Genomic DNA, 16152 nt, shown 5'->3' on the forward strand with positions numbered 1-16152 from the left:
TCGCCCTGCACCTCGCCCTCGAACTGCAACGCCGCGGCGGCGGCATCGGCGCAGCCGCACTCTGCGGCGGCGGCGGACAAGGCGACGCACTCATCATCCGCGTCCCCAAGGTGTAATCAGTTTCTGCTGACCAGACAGGTCGCCGAGCCCTCATCGTGCTCGGCGACCTGTCTGCTTCACGCCGGAGGTTACGTCGGATCGAGTGTCGTCAAGCGGTTGCGCAACAACTTCTCGATCTCCGACCGTCGGTATCTCCGATGTCCGCCAAGCGTTCTCAGAGTTCCGACTTTGCCCTCCCTCGCCCATCTGGATACCGTGGTCCGGTCGACGTGGAACAGTGCCGCAACCTGTTTGGTCGTCAGCCACTCATCGACAGGTGCTGTGTGCTCTTCTTCTCGGCTCATTGACAGACATTCGTAGCCGCAGTCCGAATGGACGGGTCCGATGACGAATTGGCTACCCCAGGTGCGCTGTGAAAGACTCGCTGCAAACCTTTACTATTCCTTGGGGAAACTATGCCGAAGTCGGTAACTCTGATCCGTTCCACATCACTCTCTTCAGTCGCTGAATATGCCTATGCTGCAACGGCTCCCGCCGAGGCCCGACTGATCTTTCTCGCAGGATCCTGCCCGTTGAACGAGGACGGCTCCACCGCCGCCGTCGGCGACTACGCGGGACAGGCAGCCAAGGCCGTCGACAACCTCAGAACCGCCCTCTCGGACGCCGGCGCGTCCATCACCGATGTGATCAACACCCGCGTCCTGGTGGCGTCGAGCCGTCAAGCCGATCTCGTTGCGGCGTGGGAGGTGGTCCGCGACGCGTTCGGTGATCACGACGCCCCAAGCACTCTGATGGGTGTGACCGTTCTCGGTTACGACGATCAACTGGTCGAGATCGAGGCAATCGCGGCCGTCGTCGACTGAACTCGAACCGAACCGGGCGTTCCTACCGGGGATCTTCGTGAGCAAGCGCCTGATAGCCCTTTGCCCCTGCACGATCCACGGCGGCGCGCACAACAGCGAAGATGGCGCCCTGCAGGGCAGCGGCGATCAGGACTTCCCTACTCGACCTGCTCAAGTCCTTGGGCTCGGGCGCATTCTTGTCGTCACCGATGCGCTTCCACACCTGTTGGAAAACTGCACCCGCCAAAATGCCGCCCAGGACGCTCGTGGCCAGCGAGAGTGGCTTGTACATCGCTTTCGATACTGCGCTCATTGCGCGGATCCTCCGTCGTTCGACACGTACCGCCTGAGCGGCTGACCGACTCTCACTACCCCGCAGGCGAGTTGTCGAAACATCGCAGCGGCGAGACGCGAAGTCGACTGTCGCACGTTATGTTCCACGGGTTTACCACTTCTCGAGCCGGGTAAGATCGTCTTAGCGAAAGAAGGTTGTGTAAGTCATGGAAAACTACAGAATCGAACTACCGGACGGTACAACGGTGATGGAAGATTTCGTCTCGGATCGCGCCGCGATCGCATACGCGGTCGATTTGAATCACGGTTGCAGCGAAAAAGTGTCGGTATTCCGTATCACCGACGAAGGGGAAACGATCCCGACGCGGATGTGCCCCAAGCCGAATCCTGGTTCGCGGCGTCACGCGCGAGCTGTCCGATAGAAGCCAGTCAAGAAGCGTCGAGCCGAGGGAAGAGAGTTTCCCTTGCGAGCAGCAGCAAGGCCGCAGCGACCGGAATTGCCAGCAACGCACCGACAATACCGAGCAACGCTCCGCCCAACAGAACCGCGACGACAGTCACCAGTGCCGGGACCGCCACCGTCTTCCCGATGATCTTCGGGACGAGAAGGTAGTCCTCGAGCAGGCGTAGTGCGACGAAGAACGCAACAGTCGCCAATGCCGTTGGGACAGAGACTGTCAGGGAGACCAGGGCGACGATAACCCCTGCGATCGTGGAACCGACTACCGGGATCAAATCGAGCAGAGCTACCAGCAGCGCCAAGATCAACGGATACGGCACGTCGAAGATCACCAACCAGGCGAAGGTGCATCCTGCGGTGATCACAGAGATCAGAACATTGCCGAGGACATACCCGCCCACACCTGCCAGTATCTGGTCACCGATGGCGATTGCTCGCGGCCGGCGCGAATGTGGCACCAGCCGATACAGATTCGTGCGGATTCGTGGATAGTCGATCAAGAAGTACGTCGTCAGTACAGCAACGATTCCGGCGTCGGCGACTGCGCTGAACACCGCCCGCCCCGCACCGAGCAAACCCGTCGCGAGTGCAGAACCCGAACCATCCAGTTGTGTGGTGAGGTGCTGCTCGAGGTGATACTTCTCGTCGAGGTCGCTCACGATCGGATACCGGTCACGAATGTGTGTCAGGAGTTCGGGAGCGTGCGATGCGAACTGGCGTCCCTGCTCGACCAGCGGAGTGATCGCAGCAACGAGGAACAGAGCCAACATCACGGCAATTCCGAGGAGCACCACGGTGACCGCGATCCAGCGTCGGAAATTTCTCCGCTCCAGCCAGACGATCACCGGTTCGATGCCCACCGCGAGAAACAATGCGACCACGATCAGGATCAACATGCCCCGCGCCGCAAGCAACACCTCGATCACCGCGTACGTCACGGCAACTCCGGCCGCGGCGCTCAGTCCGATGAAGAACGGTGAACGACGATCGAATCTCGGTCCGGGTTCGCCCAGCGGCCGGACGGGCGTCGCCAATGCTGCGGCTTCACGTTCGGCTTCCGCCATCGGATCTATCGGTTGAACTCCGCTTTCGGAATCCGGTGATGTGTCCGCGGAACTGGGTTCCATCCAAGCCACCTCACGATCCGCGCGACTTCCCGGCTCGAGGGTGAGTACCCGTGCCGCAGTCGGATCAACCTCGAGGCTTCTCCGCTCCGCTTCGTGTCAGCGCGAGCCCGGTTCCCACAACACCGATGATCGACACGGCGATGGCGATGCTCGGCCAACCGTCGCTCTGCCAGTAGACGTCGTCGAGAGTGATCAGTAGTGCGGCTTCGTCGACGATGAGTCCGAGCGCAATGCCCAGCGCGATGCCCATCCAGGTTCTTGCGCGAGGACTTCGGTCGACGAGTCCGAAGATCGCTACTCCCGCCAGCAGGAGAATTCCCCACAGGTAGTGATGCAGATGAGTGCCACCGGCGCTGATGTCGCCGACATCCCTGGTATCGATCTGGATCAACCAGGTCACCAGACGTGCTCCGCCGAACGTCAGCGTGAAGGCCACCCACGCCAGCACCAAACCGCGGCGCGATTCGTCAATTTGATTCCATCTGCGAGGGAATCTGAATCTCTCTGCAGATTTCTCTTCGTCCTGATCTCGAGAAAGCATCCTTCATGTTTACCCGACGCCATTCAGAGTCAGGTTTCGGGGTGGATGCACCGACACGTAAATCGAGAACGAAAAAGCGGTACTCGATCTCCGGAGAGATCGGGTACCGCTTTCTCAGCTACTCGCGCAGTATCGATCAATACCAGACTTTTCGTCCGCCCACTGCACGCCCCGTAGCACCGAGGATAGACAGAACTGCACCCACGACGACCAAGATGATGCCGACAGTGGTCAGAATGCTCAACCCCGTGAAAAAGCCGATCAACGCCAGAATAATGCCGAGAACAATCATGTGAGAACCTCATCCGGTATGCGTATCAAAATGATCTACTCAACTGACGCTACTACAGAAACTTCGCAATCGATAAATCCGATAAATACATTCACAAATACGAAACTCGTATTACTACCCAATAGTGTCGCCGTTAAAACATCAGCCTTTCTTTTACTTTTCCGTCACGGTTCCACGTCCTCGATCTTCGCCTCGACCGCCGGCGTGATGTGGCTCAATACGCAGCGCCAACGACCGTCTCGTCGCGCGAACACGTCGGTGGTCCACTCGTCGGCGTCGTACTGCCTGCCGTCGTAGTGCGCAGTATTGGTAATCCGCGTGGTGAACAGTGCTAAGTCACCGAAGAAACGCACGCGAGCGCTCCCGACGCGGTCCATCGCCGAATGCGTCAGGTCACCCGACGCCACGAAGCCCAGAAACTCCGCTTTGGTCGACACCCCGGATTCCGAGACGATCACCCAGTCGTCTGCAATGAAGTCGCCGATCCGTTCGGCGTCGTTCGAGCACATCGCGACGTTCCACTCGTCTGCGACAGCGATCAACGCCGCACTCTCCTGATCCGACATGTCTTCTCCCTGTCCTCGGGGCGTCACCCCTGGCGGGTGATGCCCCGACGACAGGGTTCCCGCAAGGTGGACTTCGAACCGACGTGAACGACGAGAGGGCAGAGATGACCGACACCAGCCGCACCGAGCTTGCAGCTCAGGCGTATATCTACGGATTTCCCCTCGTTTTCAATCTCGACCAGGTCCATCGGTACGTTCACGACGGTGTCGGAGCGAACCCCGCCGCACCTTTCAACACCTTCAGCCACGCCCGCGCACTCGCCGGCCCGGCAGACACTTTTGTCACGATCAACAACGACACCGTGTATTCCATGGCGCAGATCGATCTCTCTGTCGGCCCCGTTGCTCTGCACGTCCCCGATACCGATGGCCGTTACTACGTCCTCCAGTTCGTCGATGCCTGGACAAACAATTTCGCCTACGTCGGGCACCGTGCCACCGGTACGAAGAGCGGAGACTTCCTTCTCGTCCCACCCACCTGGACGGGAACCCCGGCGGCCCAGACCACGGTGATCAGATTTCCCACGAACATTGCGTCCATCGTGGGCCGGTGGGCATGCGGTGGCGACGACGACCTCCCCGCGGTGCACGCCTTGCAGGACGCCACCACCCTGACCGTCGCCGACTCCACCGGGACCCCGGCCGGTCTCCCAGTCCCCGACGCCGGGGTAAGCCAGGACCTCCTGTTCCTCGAGAAACTCCGCATCTGGTCACAGGCCTTTCCGCCGGCCCCGCGCGATCGAGAACTCCAGGAATCGTTCTCGCCGATCGGCATCAACGAGCCCGGTGCTTCTCCCTATACCTCACACTCTGCCGACTCGCTCTCTGCCGACGAGGCGGCCGCGTTGGCTGACGGATTGACGATCGGCGAGAAGAACCTGCTCGAGGCCCTCACGAAAGGCTCCAGCCCCGAAGTCAACGGATGGAAGCTCACATTCCACGCCTTCGACTACAACCTCGACTACTTCGAGGTCGGCACAATCGACGATCCACAATTCAAGATCGCCGATCCCAGGTTGCGCATCGTCGAACGCGCCGCGGCTGCCAAGGGCGGGCTGTGGGGCAACCACCCTTACGAAGCGGCGTACATCATGACCTACATCGACGATCAGGGCGAGCAGTTGAACGGAACGCGTACCTACACAATCAGACTCGACCCCACTCCGCCGGTGAGCGCCTTCTGGTCGCTGACGATGTACTCGGTGCCGGACTTCTTCCTCGTGGCGAACCCCGTCGACCGATACTCGATCGGCGACCGCACTCCAGGAATCGTCCACGACGCCGACGGTGCGTTGACGATCACGATCAGCCACGAGGAGCCGAAAGATCCCACGGCGAAGGCGAACTGGCTGCCCGCCCCGCGCGGGGATTTCCGACCGGTACTGAGAATGTACGAACCTTCGCCCGCCGTGCTCGATCAGTCCTACGTCGTCCCCGCCATCACTCGCTCGCGCGAATGACGGCTCGCGTCTGACGGCCTGCCTGGGGGTAGGCCGTCAGACGGACTCAGAATCAGGCGTGTGTGCCGCCGTCGACACGGATCTCCGTGCCCGTGATGAAGGCACCATCGTCGGATGCCAGCATCGCGATAACTCCCGCAACACTTTCCGGCCCGGCCATGGGGGCACCACTGGACTCCAGATCAGTGCTCAGAATCGGTGACAACTTGCCGAAGAGCGACCAGTCGGTGTCTTCCGGCAAGTACGACGCCGTGGTGTCGGTGATCCCGCTCTTCACACTGCCTGGAGCCACCGCGACGGCACGCAGACCCTGCTTGCCGTATTCGAGAGCCAGTGCGTGAGTGAAGGACTGGATTCCTCCCTTACTCGCGGCATACGCGGCCATGTACGGGTGCGCGAAGGCAGCGGAGGTGGAACTGAAATTCACCACGACTGCGTTGCCGGTGACGAGGAGAGCTGGCAGTGCCTGACGAGTGACGAGGAAAGTGCCCGTCAAGTTCACGGAGAGCACCTGATTCCACAGGTCCAGCGAGGTCTCGTGGGTGTGCCCACCACGCAGTATCCCGGCGGCGTTGACCAGTACGTCCAATCCCCCGAGAGTCGAAATCGCCTGACCCACAGCCTCGATGACGGAACTCTCGTTACCGATATCGACGACGAGGGTGTCGAGGCGATCCTCCGTCGAAGCATGTTCTGCCGATTTCCGGGTGTTCGCCAAACCCTGCTCGGAGATGTCGGCAGCGACCACTCGGCCACCTTCGGCGAGCAACCGCAGCGCGGTGGCCTGCCCGATTCCAGATCCTGCGCCGGTGACGAGAATACGACGACCTTCGAAACGATTCATTGCTGTGTACCTTTCACGAAAACGAGTTGGCTGGTATTCCAGGCGCGGTGGCGCCGACACTCACAAACTCACCCGCGAGAAACTTCAGGTACGGGAAATGCGCAGCACTGCAACAGGTGTGGCACTGCGAAATCTCAGCGAGGCAATGCCCGCCGAAGTGGCGAATGTCAGACGGATCCGGCCGGTGCGGCCAAGGCTCTTTCGATCCAGACGAGACCAGAGGGGCGGCGGTCGATCGCCTTACGCCCCCGTCGGAATGTTGCTACGCCGAATCGGGCCGTGCGCAGTGCACGGCCGGAAGCGAGAGAAGAGCGGCGTATGGACATCACAAGCACGGTAGCAGCGCGAGCACAGGTCGCTCAAACGCGTTGTTCGCGGAGCGTGTCATTTCAGGTAAGCAGATGTCGCTTTCGGACAACTTCAATTACTTAGGCAGCACTAACCTGATGGCACCTCGACAATCCGATCCAGGAGCGCAACCGATGACACATGCAGACGCCACGAGTACAACAACTTCCCCGACGACCGTCCTACGCACCGCCGACCACAATCGCGGACTCAACGACGTTCTCGCGATCGTCGAGGCAATGGAGCGACCGAGCGACCGTCTGCTGCGGATCACTGCTCGCTTGAGCGAGTCGACCGACGATCCGACCTGGTCACGCCCGAATGTAACCGTACGGATGAATCTCGGGCCGGCCTTCGACGACGCTTCGCGCGTGCACACGGTGCGTTCCTACGATTCAGCGAGCGGATCGATCGTCATCGACGTGGTCCTGCACGGACAGACCAGTCCGATGATGAGATGGGCGGCGGCGTTGACCGTCGGCGACACCTTCGGCCTCACCGGTCCGCGGCCACACTTCTTGATCCCTGATGTTCCCGGTCGACGTATCGCACTCTTTCTGGACGGCACCGCAATACCTGCGTTGCACTCGATCATCGAGCAGTTGCCTACCGACGTCGCCGGAATCGGCTGGGTCACAACAGATGACGAGGTCGCCTTCGCCGAACTACCCACCCTCCCCGGCCTGGAACTTCACCGCGTCAGGGTCGATCTCGCCGAGCCCGACGGCCCACTGACGACGCGGGCGCGCGAGCTCACCGATCCCGAGAGCTACGTCGTATGGGGCGCCGGTGAACGCAGTGAGATGCGCGCAATACGGAAGCACTTTCGCTCGACCGTCGGACTCGACAAGGACGACGTTGCGATATTCGGGTACTGGAAGCAGGGCATCAGCAACACCGAGATCGACCTCCGTCGACGCGAGAACTACGAGCGCATCCTCGCCGACGGCGGATCCCTGACCGACATCGACGACCTGGCCATCGAGATCTGATTGCCTCACACTGGCCGACCTGACCGGCAGTGCACTGCGGTGATAAGTTCCTCTGTGCCAGCAGACCTCCACACAGGGGGTCAGGGAATCCGGTGTGAATCCGGAACTGACGCGCAGCGGTGAGGGTGACCGCCCGGGCTTACGCCACTGGATGAGAATCTGGGAAGGCGCTCGGGTGGGGCGATCTCGAGTCCGAATACCGGCTGGCAGCAGGGGTCAACAGGCGCCTGTTCACACGGTAACGGGCTCCGCGTACGAGCCCCTGCGAGAACGAGATTCCATGCGTCTGTCCAGACTTCGCCTACCCGCCGCTGCCGTTGCAGCCCTATTGGGCGCATCGTTGGTCGCCTGTTCCTCCGACGACAGTGCTGTCGAACAATCAAACACTGCCGAACAATCCAGCGCCTCAGTCCAGAATTGTGGCCGAGACGTCACGGTGGAGCGACCGATCGAACGGGCGATCGCGGTAAATCAACCGGCGGCCGAAATGCTGTTCGCGCTGGGAGTGCAGGACCGGATGGCCGGCTACGCCATGAGCGATGACGACGTCCTCCCCGAACTGCGCGAGGCGCGTGGTCAGGTGAAGGCCTTCGACACCGAGTTCCCGTCATTCGAGAGTGTCCTCGAACGCGAACCCGACATGGTCTACACGACCTTCAACTACACGTTCACCTCGGAAGGCATCGCCGACCGGACCAAGTTCACCGACCTCGGTGTCGCGACATATCAGTCTCCCAGCGAGTGCACCGGTCAGGATGCCGAGCAGAGCAAGGCCCTCACGCTCGACGACTTGTACGACGAAATCGACGACGTGGCAACACTGTTCGATGTCAAGGACAAAGGTGTCGAGCTCACCGAGAGTTTGAAGGATCGCGCGGCCACCGCCACGGCGGCACTGGGAGCCGAAAACGTAACGCTGGCGTGGTGGTACGCAGCCACGAAGACTCCGTACTTCGCCGGGTGCTGCGGTGCACCGGGAATCATGACCGACGCGGTGGGTGCGAAGAACGCCTTCGACGACAACAAGCAGTACTGGCCCGAAATCGGTTGGGAGAGTGTGCTCGATCGAGACCCGACCGTGCTGGTGCTCGCAGATCTCGACCGCGGTGGAGACGGCGACAGTGCCGCAGACAAGATCGCGTTCCTCGAATCGGACCCGGTCGCCAGCAAGCTCACCGCAGTGAAGAACAAGCGTTACATCATCCTCGAAGGCACGACGATGGATCCCTCGATCCGCAATGTCGGTGGCATCGAACAGCTCTCCGACGGGCTGCGCCAGTTGGGTGTGGTCTAGATGTCCGCGGAGATCAGAGAACTGGTGTGTCAGTGGGACGACCAGCAAGCGGCATACATCGCGGATCGCGAGAAGCGCTTCGACGTGATTCTCGACGTTCTCGAATTGCAGCACGCGCACACCCCGTTCACGGTCGTCGACCTGGCCTGCGGGCCGGGTTCACTGAGCGCCCGGATTCTCGAGAGGTTCGAGCACGCGAGCGTTGTGGGGATCGATTACGACCCGATGCTGCTGGAGCTCGCCCGCCAGTCGTCGACTCGTTTCGGTGACCGACTGCAGCTGATCGACGCAGACCTCGCGGGAGCCGATTGGCCGACTACGGTCACTGCGCCGGTTCAGGCGATTGTGTCGACGACCGCACTGCACTGGTTGCAACCGCAGCAGCTCGTCGAGGTGTACCGGCAGTGTCGCGAACTGCTGAGCCCTGACGGTGTCCTGCTCAACGGTGATCACTTTCGCTTCGACGGCCGCTCCCCCGCCATAGGGCGATGGGCGAAAGCTCACGACGAGCAGACGCAACGCACCGCTTTTGCGGCCGGTGCTCCCGAGTGGGGCAGCTGGTGGGACGGGCTGCGGGCCACTCCCGGCATCGGGGCACTGACCGGGGAGCGTGAGCGCAGATTCGCCGGACGCGACGCCACCGCGCCCACTGCCGTCGACTTCCAGTTGGCGGCGCTCGCGCAGGCGGGTTTTCGGGAGTCGGGAACGGTCTGGCAACTGTTCGACGACTACGTGGTCTACGGCGTGAGATGACGACAAGCGTTCGGCTGCGTGACAACCCGAAAGCCGTCACCCTGCTGTGGGTGATCGGTGTTGTCACGCTGGCCGGGTCGGCCGCCGTGGCGATCACGTTGGGGCCGGCCGGTCTGTCGGTCGGCGAGGTGGCCTCGATCGTCGTGGGCCATCTCGGCGGTACCGCGGCGGACGTCACCCCTATTCGCGACGGAATCGTGTGGGATCTCCGTCTGCCGCGTACTCTGCTCGCCGCGCTCTGCGGTGCCGGCCTCGGGTTGTGCGGAGCGATCATGCAGTCTCTGCTTCGCAATCCACTGGCCGATCCCTTTGTCCTCGGTATCTCGTCCGGCGCCTCGACCGGCGCCGTTCTGATCGTGATCCTCGGAGTGGGGTCAGGGGTGGTCGGACTGTCGAGCGGCGCCTTCATCGGCGCGGTGATCTCCTTCGCACTGGTGCTGCTGCTCGCCCATGCGGCCGGCGGCACACCGGATCGGGTGATCCTGGCCGGTGTCGCCGCGACCCAACTGTTCTCTGCGCTCACCTCGTTCATCGTCATCACCTCGGCTGATCCAGAGCAGACCCGCGGTGTGATGTTCTGGCTCCTGGGCTCACTCGGCGGCGCCGACTGGCTCGATGTCGCGCTCTGCGCAGCGGTGGTGGCAATCGGCCTAGTGGTCTGTCTGACTCACTCCCGTGCACTCGACGCGTTTGCCTTCGGTGAGGACGCCGCGTCGTCGCTGGGAGTGAACGTGTGGCGGGTACGGCTGACCTTGCTACTGGCAACAGCTTTGATGACCGCAGTGATCGTGAGCGTCGCAGGCGCCATCGGCTTTGTTGGCCTCGTCCTCCCGCACGCGGCGCGCGCTCTCGTCGGTTCGAACCACCGCCGACTCCTGCCCGCATCGGCACTGATCGGCTCCATCTTCCTGGTCTGGGTCGACGCCGTGGCACGCACAGCCATTGCGCCGCAGGAACTCCCGGCCGGTGTGGTGACCGCGCTGGTCGGTGTGCCTGCGTTTGCCGTCATCCTCTGGAGACGGAAGGCCAGGCCATGACGCTCGAAGCTACCGGTATCAGCTGGCGGGTCGGCGGGGCGCTCATAGTCGACGACATCGCCGTCTCCCCCACCACCGGAAGTACAGTGGGGCTCCTCGGCCCCAACGGTTCGGGAAAGTCGACGCTGCTGAAACTTCTTGCCGGGCAGAATCGTCCGACGTCCGGAATGGTGACCCTGGACCGAACTCCGTTGTCCGACTGGAAACGGCGCGACGTCGCGCGCCGAATCGCCACCGTCGACCAGCACAGCAACACCGAGATCGATCTGACTGTTGCCGAGGTCGTCGAACTCGGACGCACACCGCACCGCGGTCTGTGGGGCGGGCAGTCCGATTCCGATCGTGACGCCGTCCGCGCAGCGATCGAACACACCGACCTCGCCGGCATGCTGGACCGGTCGTGGCACACCCTGTCAGGCGGGGAGCGACAGCGCGTCCAGATCGCACGCGCCCTCGCCCAGGAACCCCACGAGTTGCTACTCGACGAACCGACCAATCACCTGGACATCAACCACCAACTCGAATTGCTCGCGCTCGTGCGACGCCTGCCCACCACCACGATCATGGCATTGCACGATCTGAATCTGGCCGCCATGTTCTGCGATTCGATAGTGATGCTGAACCGGGGATCCATCGTTGCCCACGGAAGCCCGACCGAGGTCCTCACCGCCGACCTGATCGCCGAGGTCTATCAGGTCGACGCCGAAGTGCGCCTGGATGGTCCCGGAGGCGTACCGACCGTGCGATACCTTCCGCCTTGCCACATGTAACCGTTCCGAGTGCGAATATGGATACGTGACCCTCGATGATGTCGCCGACGAGCTGTACGGCCTCGACCCCGGCGAGTTCGTCGAGGCGCGTACACATCATGTGAAGGCTGCCCGTGAGGACAACGACCGCACATTGGCGGCGGAGATCGGAAAACTTCGGAAGCCGACCACCGTGGGCTGGTTGGTCAATCTCATTTCGCGCGATCTACCGAAAGATCTGGATGCACTTCTGGCGCTTGGCGAATCGCTACGCGATGCCCAGCGCCATCTGTCCGGCCCGGACCTGCGCCGACTGACGACACAGAGGCAGCAAGTGGTGCGGAGTCTCGCCCACAAATCCGGTGAGATTGCCGCTTCCCGTGGAAAAAGCGTCGGCGAGGATTTGTTGCGTGATGTCGCGCAGACCCTCAATGCCGCCCTGGCCGACGAGGAGACTGCCGCACAGGTTCGACTCGGACGGGTCGTGACCGCTGCGAGTTACAGCGGTTTCGGACCCTCCGGGCTCGCCGTGGTGAAGGAGAAATCACCGCAGCACGCCGCGGTTGAAGAGCCGCAGACTCCGACGTCGAGAACTCCGGACCTGAAGGCCGAACGTGCCAGGGCAAAAGCAGAATTGAAGGAAGCCACGGCACAAGCCGACGAGATCCGCCGCCGGGTGAAGGCAGAGACCGCCGAACTCGAGGAAGCCAGAACGACGATTTCCGACGTCGAACGTCGTGTTGAAGAACTGCGCGCCGAACTCGAGCACGCTGAGCAGCAACGACAGTTCGCACGGAACGCCGAGAAGACCCGTGATGCTGCGGTTCGAGAATCCGAGAAGGAACTCCGTGGCGCAGAGCGTCGCGTCGACGAAGCAGAACAAAACCTCGCCGCAATCACTTCATAGACATCTTGTTCATTAATCGATAGTCTGCCATTTATCGATCAGGTTGATCATCCTGCAATCCAGCAGCTACGGACAACGCCATGCCGATGAGGGTTTGGCGCTATCGGCTACTGCCTCGACAGTCTTCGGAGTGTGAACATGGACAGTGACAACGCGCCGGAATGGAGTTTCTTACACGGCAAGCGCGTTCTCGACCTCTCTCGACTTCTGCCCGGCCCGTTTGCGACGACGCTGCTTGCAGATCTGGGCGCCGACGTGGTCAAGGTCGAGGACCCGAGCCGCCCTGATCCCACCCGTATTGCTGGTGAACGGATGGCCTCGTTGAACAGGAACAAACGGTCGATTGCGCTCGATCTCCGTCTCGAACCCGATCGCGAGACGTTCCTTCGACTGGTCGAGACTGCAGATGCAGTGGTCGAGGGGTTCCGACCGCAGGTACTGGCACACATGGGACTCGGCTATGACGTACTACGAAAAGCCAACCCACGCATCGTATTATGTTCGATCACCGGTTACGGGCAGTCCGGACCTTATGCCGACAAGCCCGGGCACGAATTGAACTTCCTCGGCCTTTCCGGCTTTTTCGCAGTTCCCGGGTGCACCGACGGAGTCGTCACCCGCCCTGGCATCCGGGCCGGCGATCTGGTGGGTTCGATGTACGCGGCGCTGTCCATCTCGGTTGCTCTCGCCAGCGTGGACAAGCACGGACGCGGACAACACATAGACATTTCCCTCGCCGAGGCTGCAACCGCCTGGTGCGCGCCTTTCGCGCTCATGATCCGAGATATCGAGAACCCCGCCGATTCACCAACTGTCCAGGGAGACAATGACATTTTCGAGACTTCCGACGGTTGTTTGCTTTCGCTTGCCACTTTCGAAGACAAGTTCTGGATCGAGTTCCGCACAGCATTCAGCGCTGAGTTTCCGGCACTGAACACACAGTGCTACGACGATCGACGGCCTCGAACACAGCACAAGGAAGCGGTACGGAAACTCCTGGTCACCACCATTGGTGCGCGAACATATGAGTGGTGGGAAACATCGTTGACTGCGATCAATGCCCCGTGGGCGCCGGTGTTCACCAACGCCGGACAACTGATGAGCGATCCCCATGTCGTCGCTCGAAACCTGTTCTGCGAGGTCTCGAACGACGATGGAGGAAGCTGGCCTCAGATGAGATTCCCGGCGCAATTCAGCTTGGGACTGAACAGTTTTCGACTTCCGACTCCGTACGTGGGCGAGCATACCGAGTCTGTCCTCAACGAAGCCGCCACGGAAGCGAACCGTGACAGCGACTAGTCCGCTTTCAATTCGCCATCGAAGCCCGAAGACCAGTAGCGACCCCGCAACGAAAGTTCGAGCAGCATCTCGGTGACTTCTTCCGGGGTCAGCGGTGGCGGGTCGGACTCGAGCCACCACTGCATGACCGCGATCTGTTCACCGACCCATGCCCGCGAGAGTACTTCGATGTCGATTCGCGGAGTAACTCCGAGCGCCTCCGCCCGTGCGGAAAATATCCGCACGGCGGCGACGCTGCGGTCTTCGACGAACTTTCGCAGCGCCTTGCCGTCCCCCTCACCACGCAGAATCACACGGTAGACGTCACGTTCCTCGGCGGCATGCCTAAACATCTCGAGCACGGGCTTGCCGGTGAATCCGATCGAAGACGCAGGAATGAGTGGACCGAGTCGCCCTTGTAAGTCATCGGCCAGATCGGACACGACTTGACCGAGCAGGTCGTCTTTGTCGGTGTAGTGGCTGTAGAACGTCGCCCGACCCAAATCTGCGCGGTCCGTGATGTCTTCGACGGTAATCCCCGCATATCCCCGTTCCAGAACGAGCGAGACCAAGGCATCCCGCAGCAATCGTCGGGTACGCCGGACGCGTCTGTCTTCTGGAGGCACTGGCTTCCCTTCCTTCGCACTGTTATACGCAGCATAGTTCAACATTGACAGGACGATCGAATATAGACAGACTGTCCATTAACATTCGTGATGTCAATTTTCTCTGGAGTGTTCATGAACCTCGGTACTTATCTCGCCCGAAGCGCCAGCTTCTACCCCGATCTCGAAGCCCTTGTCTGCGGCGAAGGCCGGTGGACTTACAGCGAGCTCGATACGGCCGCAAACCGTCTCGCGTCCGCTCTCGCAGTGACCGGGGTACGGCCCGGACACATGGTCGGAACCTTTGCCGGAAACTGCGGGGAGCTCGTGGTGACCGAAATGGCCTTGTACAAGGGAGGGTTCGTCAGGGTTCCGATCAACGCACGACTGGGCGCCGACGAACTCGCGCATATCCTCGCCGACGCCGACGTGCGTGTTCTCTTCGTCGACCCCGCCCATGCCGACATTGCACTGAAGGTCGTCGCCGACGCCGGGCTGCACTGCAGGGTCATCGACTACAGCACTTCAACTCCCGGCGCGGACAGTTATCACGAGCTGACTGCAAGGGGCAGCGAAGACAACGTCGAGGTGGACGTCGACATTGACGCCCCGGCTGTCCTCAACTACACATCCGGATCCACCGGCAAGCTCAAAGCTGCGGTCCAGAGTCAAGGCAACCGCTTGGCGAACATGCGCAAGCGACTGATGAGCCCGGAGGGCGCGCCGACTGTTGGTGATCGCTACCTCGCCCCCGGCCCGATCACACATGCCTCCGGCATGGTGATGCTCGGAATGTTCGCCAGGGGCGCCGCCGTGGTGATCCTGCCGGCATGGGACACGAGGACGTTCCTGCAGACCATCGAACGTGAGCGGATCACCACCACCATGGTGGTCCCGACGATGCTCAACTTGCTGATGGATCATCCGTCGGTTACCGACGTCGACCTGAGCTCTCTGCGCTGCATCGGCGTAGGCGCCGCGCCTGTTTCTCCACAACGGCTGCGTGACGCGGTAAAGGTGTTCGGTCCCATCGTCATTCAGGGATACGGGCTCGGCGAAACGACCAGCGTCGTAACCGTCTTGACCGCTGAAGACGTGGTGCGCGGTATCGAATCCGACCCTGAACTACTTCTCTCGTGCGGCCGACCGGCATACGACACCGATGTTCGCGTGGTCGACGACAACGGCATACAGGTCCCGGCCGGCACGATCGGCGAGATCGTCGCCAGGGGTCCGGACTGTGTCCGCGAATACTTCCGCGAACCCGAGCTGTCGGCTCAGACGTTCAAGAACGGCTGGGTCCACACGGGCGATGTCGGCTATTTCCGCGAAGACGGATACCTGTTCATTGTCGACCGCAAGAAGGACATGATCATCTCGGGTGGATTCAACATCTACTGCAGCGAGGTAGAGGCAGCCCTGTACGAACATCCCGCTGTGTCCGAAGTATGCGTAGTCGGAGTTCCCGACCCGAAATGGGGAGAAGCGGTCAAAGCCGTTGTCGTGACCCGCGATGGCACTGACACCAACGCAATGGAATTGATCGCGCACTGCTCGACACGTCTGGCAAGCATGAAGAAGCCACGTTCGGTCGACTTTGCAGATTCGTTGCCCGTCAACCGAAACGGCAAGATCGATCGCCGCGCGATTCGCGCAACCTATTGGACCACCGCTGACCGTCACGTCAACTGACAGGAAAAAGA

At 61.5% G+C, this 16152-nt stretch carries 21 protein-coding genes and 1 riboswitch; of the genes, 12 read left to right on the forward strand and 9 right to left on the reverse strand.

Annotated features, from left to right (window positions below):
* A partial coding sequence (locus tag ACWF6P_RS14470) for a hypothetical protein (protein WP_452621622.1) occupies positions 1–116 on the forward strand: 116 nt, incomplete at its 5' end.
* A gap of 72 nt (positions 117–188) precedes the next feature.
* Here the strand turns inward: ACWF6P_RS14470 and ACWF6P_RS14475 are convergent.
* Positions 189–404 (reverse strand): BldC family transcriptional regulator, encoded by a 216-nt coding sequence (locus ACWF6P_RS14475; RefSeq protein WP_317551308.1) that lies wholly within the window; start codon positions 402–404, stop codon positions 189–191.
* A gap of 111 nt (positions 405–515) precedes the next feature.
* Here ACWF6P_RS14475 and ACWF6P_RS14480 point away from each other — a divergent pair, with 111 nt between their 5' ends.
* Complete coding sequence (locus ACWF6P_RS14480) at positions 516–923, forward strand: RidA family protein (protein WP_452621439.1); 408 nt, start codon at positions 516–518, stop codon at positions 921–923.
* A gap of 22 nt (positions 924–945) precedes the next feature.
* On the opposite strand, the gene ACWF6P_RS14485 is transcribed toward ACWF6P_RS14480, so the two are convergent.
* Entirely contained in the window at positions 946–1215 is a 270-nt protein-coding gene (locus tag ACWF6P_RS14485) for a DUF4235 domain-containing protein (RefSeq protein ID WP_378547337.1), read from the reverse strand.
* 187 nt (positions 1216–1402) lie between these two features.
* On the opposite strand from ACWF6P_RS14485, the gene ACWF6P_RS14490 reads away from it, so the two are divergent.
* Entirely contained in the window at positions 1403–1618 is a 216-nt protein-coding gene (locus tag ACWF6P_RS14490; RefSeq protein ID WP_283306092.1) for a hypothetical protein, read from the forward strand.
* 7 nt (positions 1619–1625) lie between these two features.
* On the opposite strand, the gene ACWF6P_RS14495 is transcribed toward ACWF6P_RS14490, so the two are convergent.
* The 4 genes from ACWF6P_RS14495 to ACWF6P_RS14510 all read right to left on the reverse strand — a co-directional run bounded on the left by ACWF6P_RS14495 (position 1626) and on the right by ACWF6P_RS14510 (position 4182).
* Entirely contained in the window at positions 1626–2783 is a 1158-nt protein-coding gene (locus ACWF6P_RS14495) for an AI-2E family transporter (RefSeq protein WP_452621440.1), read from the reverse strand.
* A 64-nt stretch (positions 2784–2847) separates the two neighbouring features.
* The gene (locus tag ACWF6P_RS14500; RefSeq protein WP_378448717.1) at positions 2848–3324 is read right to left on the reverse strand and encodes a hypothetical protein; all 477 of its coding nucleotides are present in this window, start codon (positions 3322–3324) and stop codon (positions 2848–2850) included.
* Between the two features lie 136 nt (positions 3325–3460).
* On the reverse strand, positions 3461–3616 hold the full coding sequence (locus ACWF6P_RS14505) for a DUF6131 family protein (RefSeq protein ID WP_003945564.1): 156 nt from the start codon (positions 3614–3616) through the stop codon (positions 3461–3463).
* 164 nt (positions 3617–3780) lie between these two features.
* Positions 3781–4182 carry a nuclear transport factor 2 family protein gene (locus ACWF6P_RS14510; RefSeq protein ID WP_452621441.1) on the reverse strand — a complete coding sequence of 134 codons (402 nt, stop codon included), beginning with the start codon at positions 4180–4182 and terminating at the stop codon, positions 3781–3783.
* A 104-nt stretch (positions 4183–4286) separates the two neighbouring features.
* Between ACWF6P_RS14510 and ACWF6P_RS14515 the strand changes: the two genes are divergently transcribed.
* A complete protein-coding gene (locus ACWF6P_RS14515) occupies positions 4287–5642 on the forward strand; it encodes a DUF1254 domain-containing protein (RefSeq protein ID WP_452621442.1) in 1356 nt (451 codons plus the stop codon).
* Between the two features lie 52 nt (positions 5643–5694).
* On the opposite strand, the gene ACWF6P_RS14520 is transcribed toward ACWF6P_RS14515, so the two are convergent.
* Both ACWF6P_RS14520 and ACWF6P_RS14525 read right to left on the reverse strand, forming a co-directional pair.
* Entirely contained in the window at positions 5695–6486 is a 792-nt protein-coding gene (locus ACWF6P_RS14520) for an SDR family NAD(P)-dependent oxidoreductase (protein ID WP_378547347.1), read from the reverse strand.
* A 167-nt stretch (positions 6487–6653) separates the two neighbouring features.
* A complete protein-coding gene (locus tag ACWF6P_RS14525) occupies positions 6654–6812 on the reverse strand; it encodes a hypothetical protein (RefSeq protein ID WP_230815084.1) in 159 nt (52 codons plus the stop codon).
* A gap of 156 nt (positions 6813–6968) precedes the next feature.
* Here ACWF6P_RS14525 and ACWF6P_RS14530 point away from each other — a divergent pair, with 156 nt between their 5' ends.
* From ACWF6P_RS14530 to ACWF6P_RS14560, 7 genes are all read left to right on the forward strand, one after another.
* On the forward strand, positions 6969–7826 hold the full coding sequence (locus ACWF6P_RS14530) for a siderophore-interacting protein (protein WP_452621443.1): 858 nt from the start codon (positions 6969–6971) through the stop codon (positions 7824–7826).
* A 41-nt stretch (positions 7827–7867) separates the two neighbouring features.
* Positions 7868–8048: riboswitch (cobalamin riboswitch) on the forward strand.
* 58 nt (positions 8049–8106) lie between these two features.
* Positions 8107–9120, forward strand: coding sequence for an ABC transporter substrate-binding protein (locus tag ACWF6P_RS14535; protein WP_452621444.1), 1014 nt, complete (start codon positions 8107–8109; stop codon positions 9118–9120).
* Positions 9121–9873 carry a class I SAM-dependent methyltransferase gene (locus tag ACWF6P_RS14540; RefSeq protein ID WP_452621445.1) on the forward strand — a complete coding sequence of 251 codons (753 nt, stop codon included), beginning with the start codon at positions 9121–9123 and terminating at the stop codon, positions 9871–9873.
* On the forward strand, positions 9870–10910 hold the full coding sequence (locus ACWF6P_RS14545; protein WP_452621446.1) for a FecCD family ABC transporter permease: 1041 nt from the start codon (positions 9870–9872) through the stop codon (positions 10908–10910). Before ACWF6P_RS14540 ends, ACWF6P_RS14545 begins: the two co-directional genes overlap by 4 nt.
* Complete coding sequence (locus ACWF6P_RS14550; protein WP_452621447.1) at positions 10907–11680, forward strand: ABC transporter ATP-binding protein; 774 nt, start codon at positions 10907–10909, stop codon at positions 11678–11680. The genes ACWF6P_RS14545 and ACWF6P_RS14550 overlap by 4 nt, the downstream gene beginning before the upstream one ends.
* Before the next feature lie 25 nt (positions 11681–11705).
* A complete protein-coding gene (locus ACWF6P_RS14555) occupies positions 11706–12566 on the forward strand; it encodes a hypothetical protein (protein ID WP_452621448.1) in 861 nt (286 codons plus the stop codon).
* 138 nt (positions 12567–12704) lie between these two features.
* On the forward strand, positions 12705–13865 hold the full coding sequence (locus ACWF6P_RS14560; protein ID WP_452621449.1) for a CaiB/BaiF CoA transferase family protein: 1161 nt from the start codon (positions 12705–12707) through the stop codon (positions 13863–13865).
* On the opposite strand, the gene ACWF6P_RS14565 is transcribed toward ACWF6P_RS14560, so the two are convergent.
* Entirely contained in the window at positions 13862–14470 is a 609-nt protein-coding gene (locus ACWF6P_RS14565; protein ID WP_452621450.1) for a TetR/AcrR family transcriptional regulator, read from the reverse strand. The two genes, ACWF6P_RS14560 and ACWF6P_RS14565, sit on opposite strands and share 4 nt — an antisense overlap.
* 114 nt (positions 14471–14584) lie before the next feature.
* On the opposite strand from ACWF6P_RS14565, the gene ACWF6P_RS14570 reads away from it, so the two are divergent.
* Positions 14585–16141, forward strand: coding sequence for an acyl-CoA synthetase (locus ACWF6P_RS14570; protein WP_452621451.1), 1557 nt, complete (start codon positions 14585–14587; stop codon positions 16139–16141).
* Positions 16142–16152: the final 11 nt, after the last annotated feature.

The sequence above is a fragment of the Rhodococcus sp. NPDC055024 genome, assembly GCF_053608585.1.

Bases quoted from the DNA above. Each gene is read 5' to 3' on its own strand.
- ACWF6P_RS14530 (WP_452621443.1), top strand. From the start codon at position 6,969: ATGACACATGCAGACGCCACGAGTACAACAACTTCCCCGACGACCGTC.
- ACWF6P_RS14510 (WP_452621441.1), bottom strand. From the start codon at position 4,182: ATGTCGGATCAGGAGAGTGCGGCGTTGATCGCTGTCGCAGACGAGTGG.
- ACWF6P_RS14505 (WP_003945564.1), bottom strand. From the start codon at position 3,616: ATGATTGTTCTCGGCATTATTCTGGCGTTGATCGGCTTTTTCACGGGG.
- ACWF6P_RS14500 (WP_378448717.1), bottom strand. From the start codon at position 3,324: ATGCTTTCTCGAGATCAGGACGAAGAGAAATCTGCAGAGAGATTCAGA.
- ACWF6P_RS14535 (WP_452621444.1), top strand. From the start codon at position 8,107: ATGCGTCTGTCCAGACTTCGCCTACCCGCCGCTGCCGTTGCAGCCCTA.
- ACWF6P_RS14475 (WP_317551308.1), bottom strand. From the start codon at position 404: ATGAGCCGAGAAGAAGAGCACACAGCACCTGTCGATGAGTGGCTGACG.
- ACWF6P_RS14515 (WP_452621442.1), top strand. From the start codon at position 4,287: ATGACCGACACCAGCCGCACCGAGCTTGCAGCTCAGGCGTATATCTAC.
- ACWF6P_RS14495 (WP_452621440.1), bottom strand. From the start codon at position 2,783: ATGGAACCCAGTTCCGCGGACACATCACCGGATTCCGAAAGCGGAGTT.
- ACWF6P_RS14480 (WP_452621439.1), top strand. From the start codon at position 516: ATGCCGAAGTCGGTAACTCTGATCCGTTCCACATCACTCTCTTCAGTC.
- ACWF6P_RS14550 (WP_452621447.1), top strand. From the start codon at position 10,907: ATGACGCTCGAAGCTACCGGTATCAGCTGGCGGGTCGGCGGGGCGCTC.
- ACWF6P_RS14485 (WP_378547337.1), bottom strand. From the start codon at position 1,215: ATGAGCGCAGTATCGAAAGCGATGTACAAGCCACTCTCGCTGGCCACG.
- ACWF6P_RS14570 (WP_452621451.1), top strand. From the start codon at position 14,585: ATGAACCTCGGTACTTATCTCGCCCGAAGCGCCAGCTTCTACCCCGAT.
- ACWF6P_RS14560 (WP_452621449.1), top strand. From the start codon at position 12,705: ATGGACAGTGACAACGCGCCGGAATGGAGTTTCTTACACGGCAAGCGC.
- ACWF6P_RS14520 (WP_378547347.1), bottom strand. From the start codon at position 6,486: ATGAATCGTTTCGAAGGTCGTCGTATTCTCGTCACCGGCGCAGGATCT.
- ACWF6P_RS14525 (WP_230815084.1), bottom strand. From the start codon at position 6,812: ATGTCCATACGCCGCTCTTCTCTCGCTTCCGGCCGTGCACTGCGCACG.
- ACWF6P_RS14540 (WP_452621445.1), top strand. From the start codon at position 9,121: ATGTCCGCGGAGATCAGAGAACTGGTGTGTCAGTGGGACGACCAGCAA.
- ACWF6P_RS14490 (WP_283306092.1), top strand. From the start codon at position 1,403: ATGGAAAACTACAGAATCGAACTACCGGACGGTACAACGGTGATGGAA.
- ACWF6P_RS14545 (WP_452621446.1), top strand. From the start codon at position 9,870: ATGACGACAAGCGTTCGGCTGCGTGACAACCCGAAAGCCGTCACCCTG.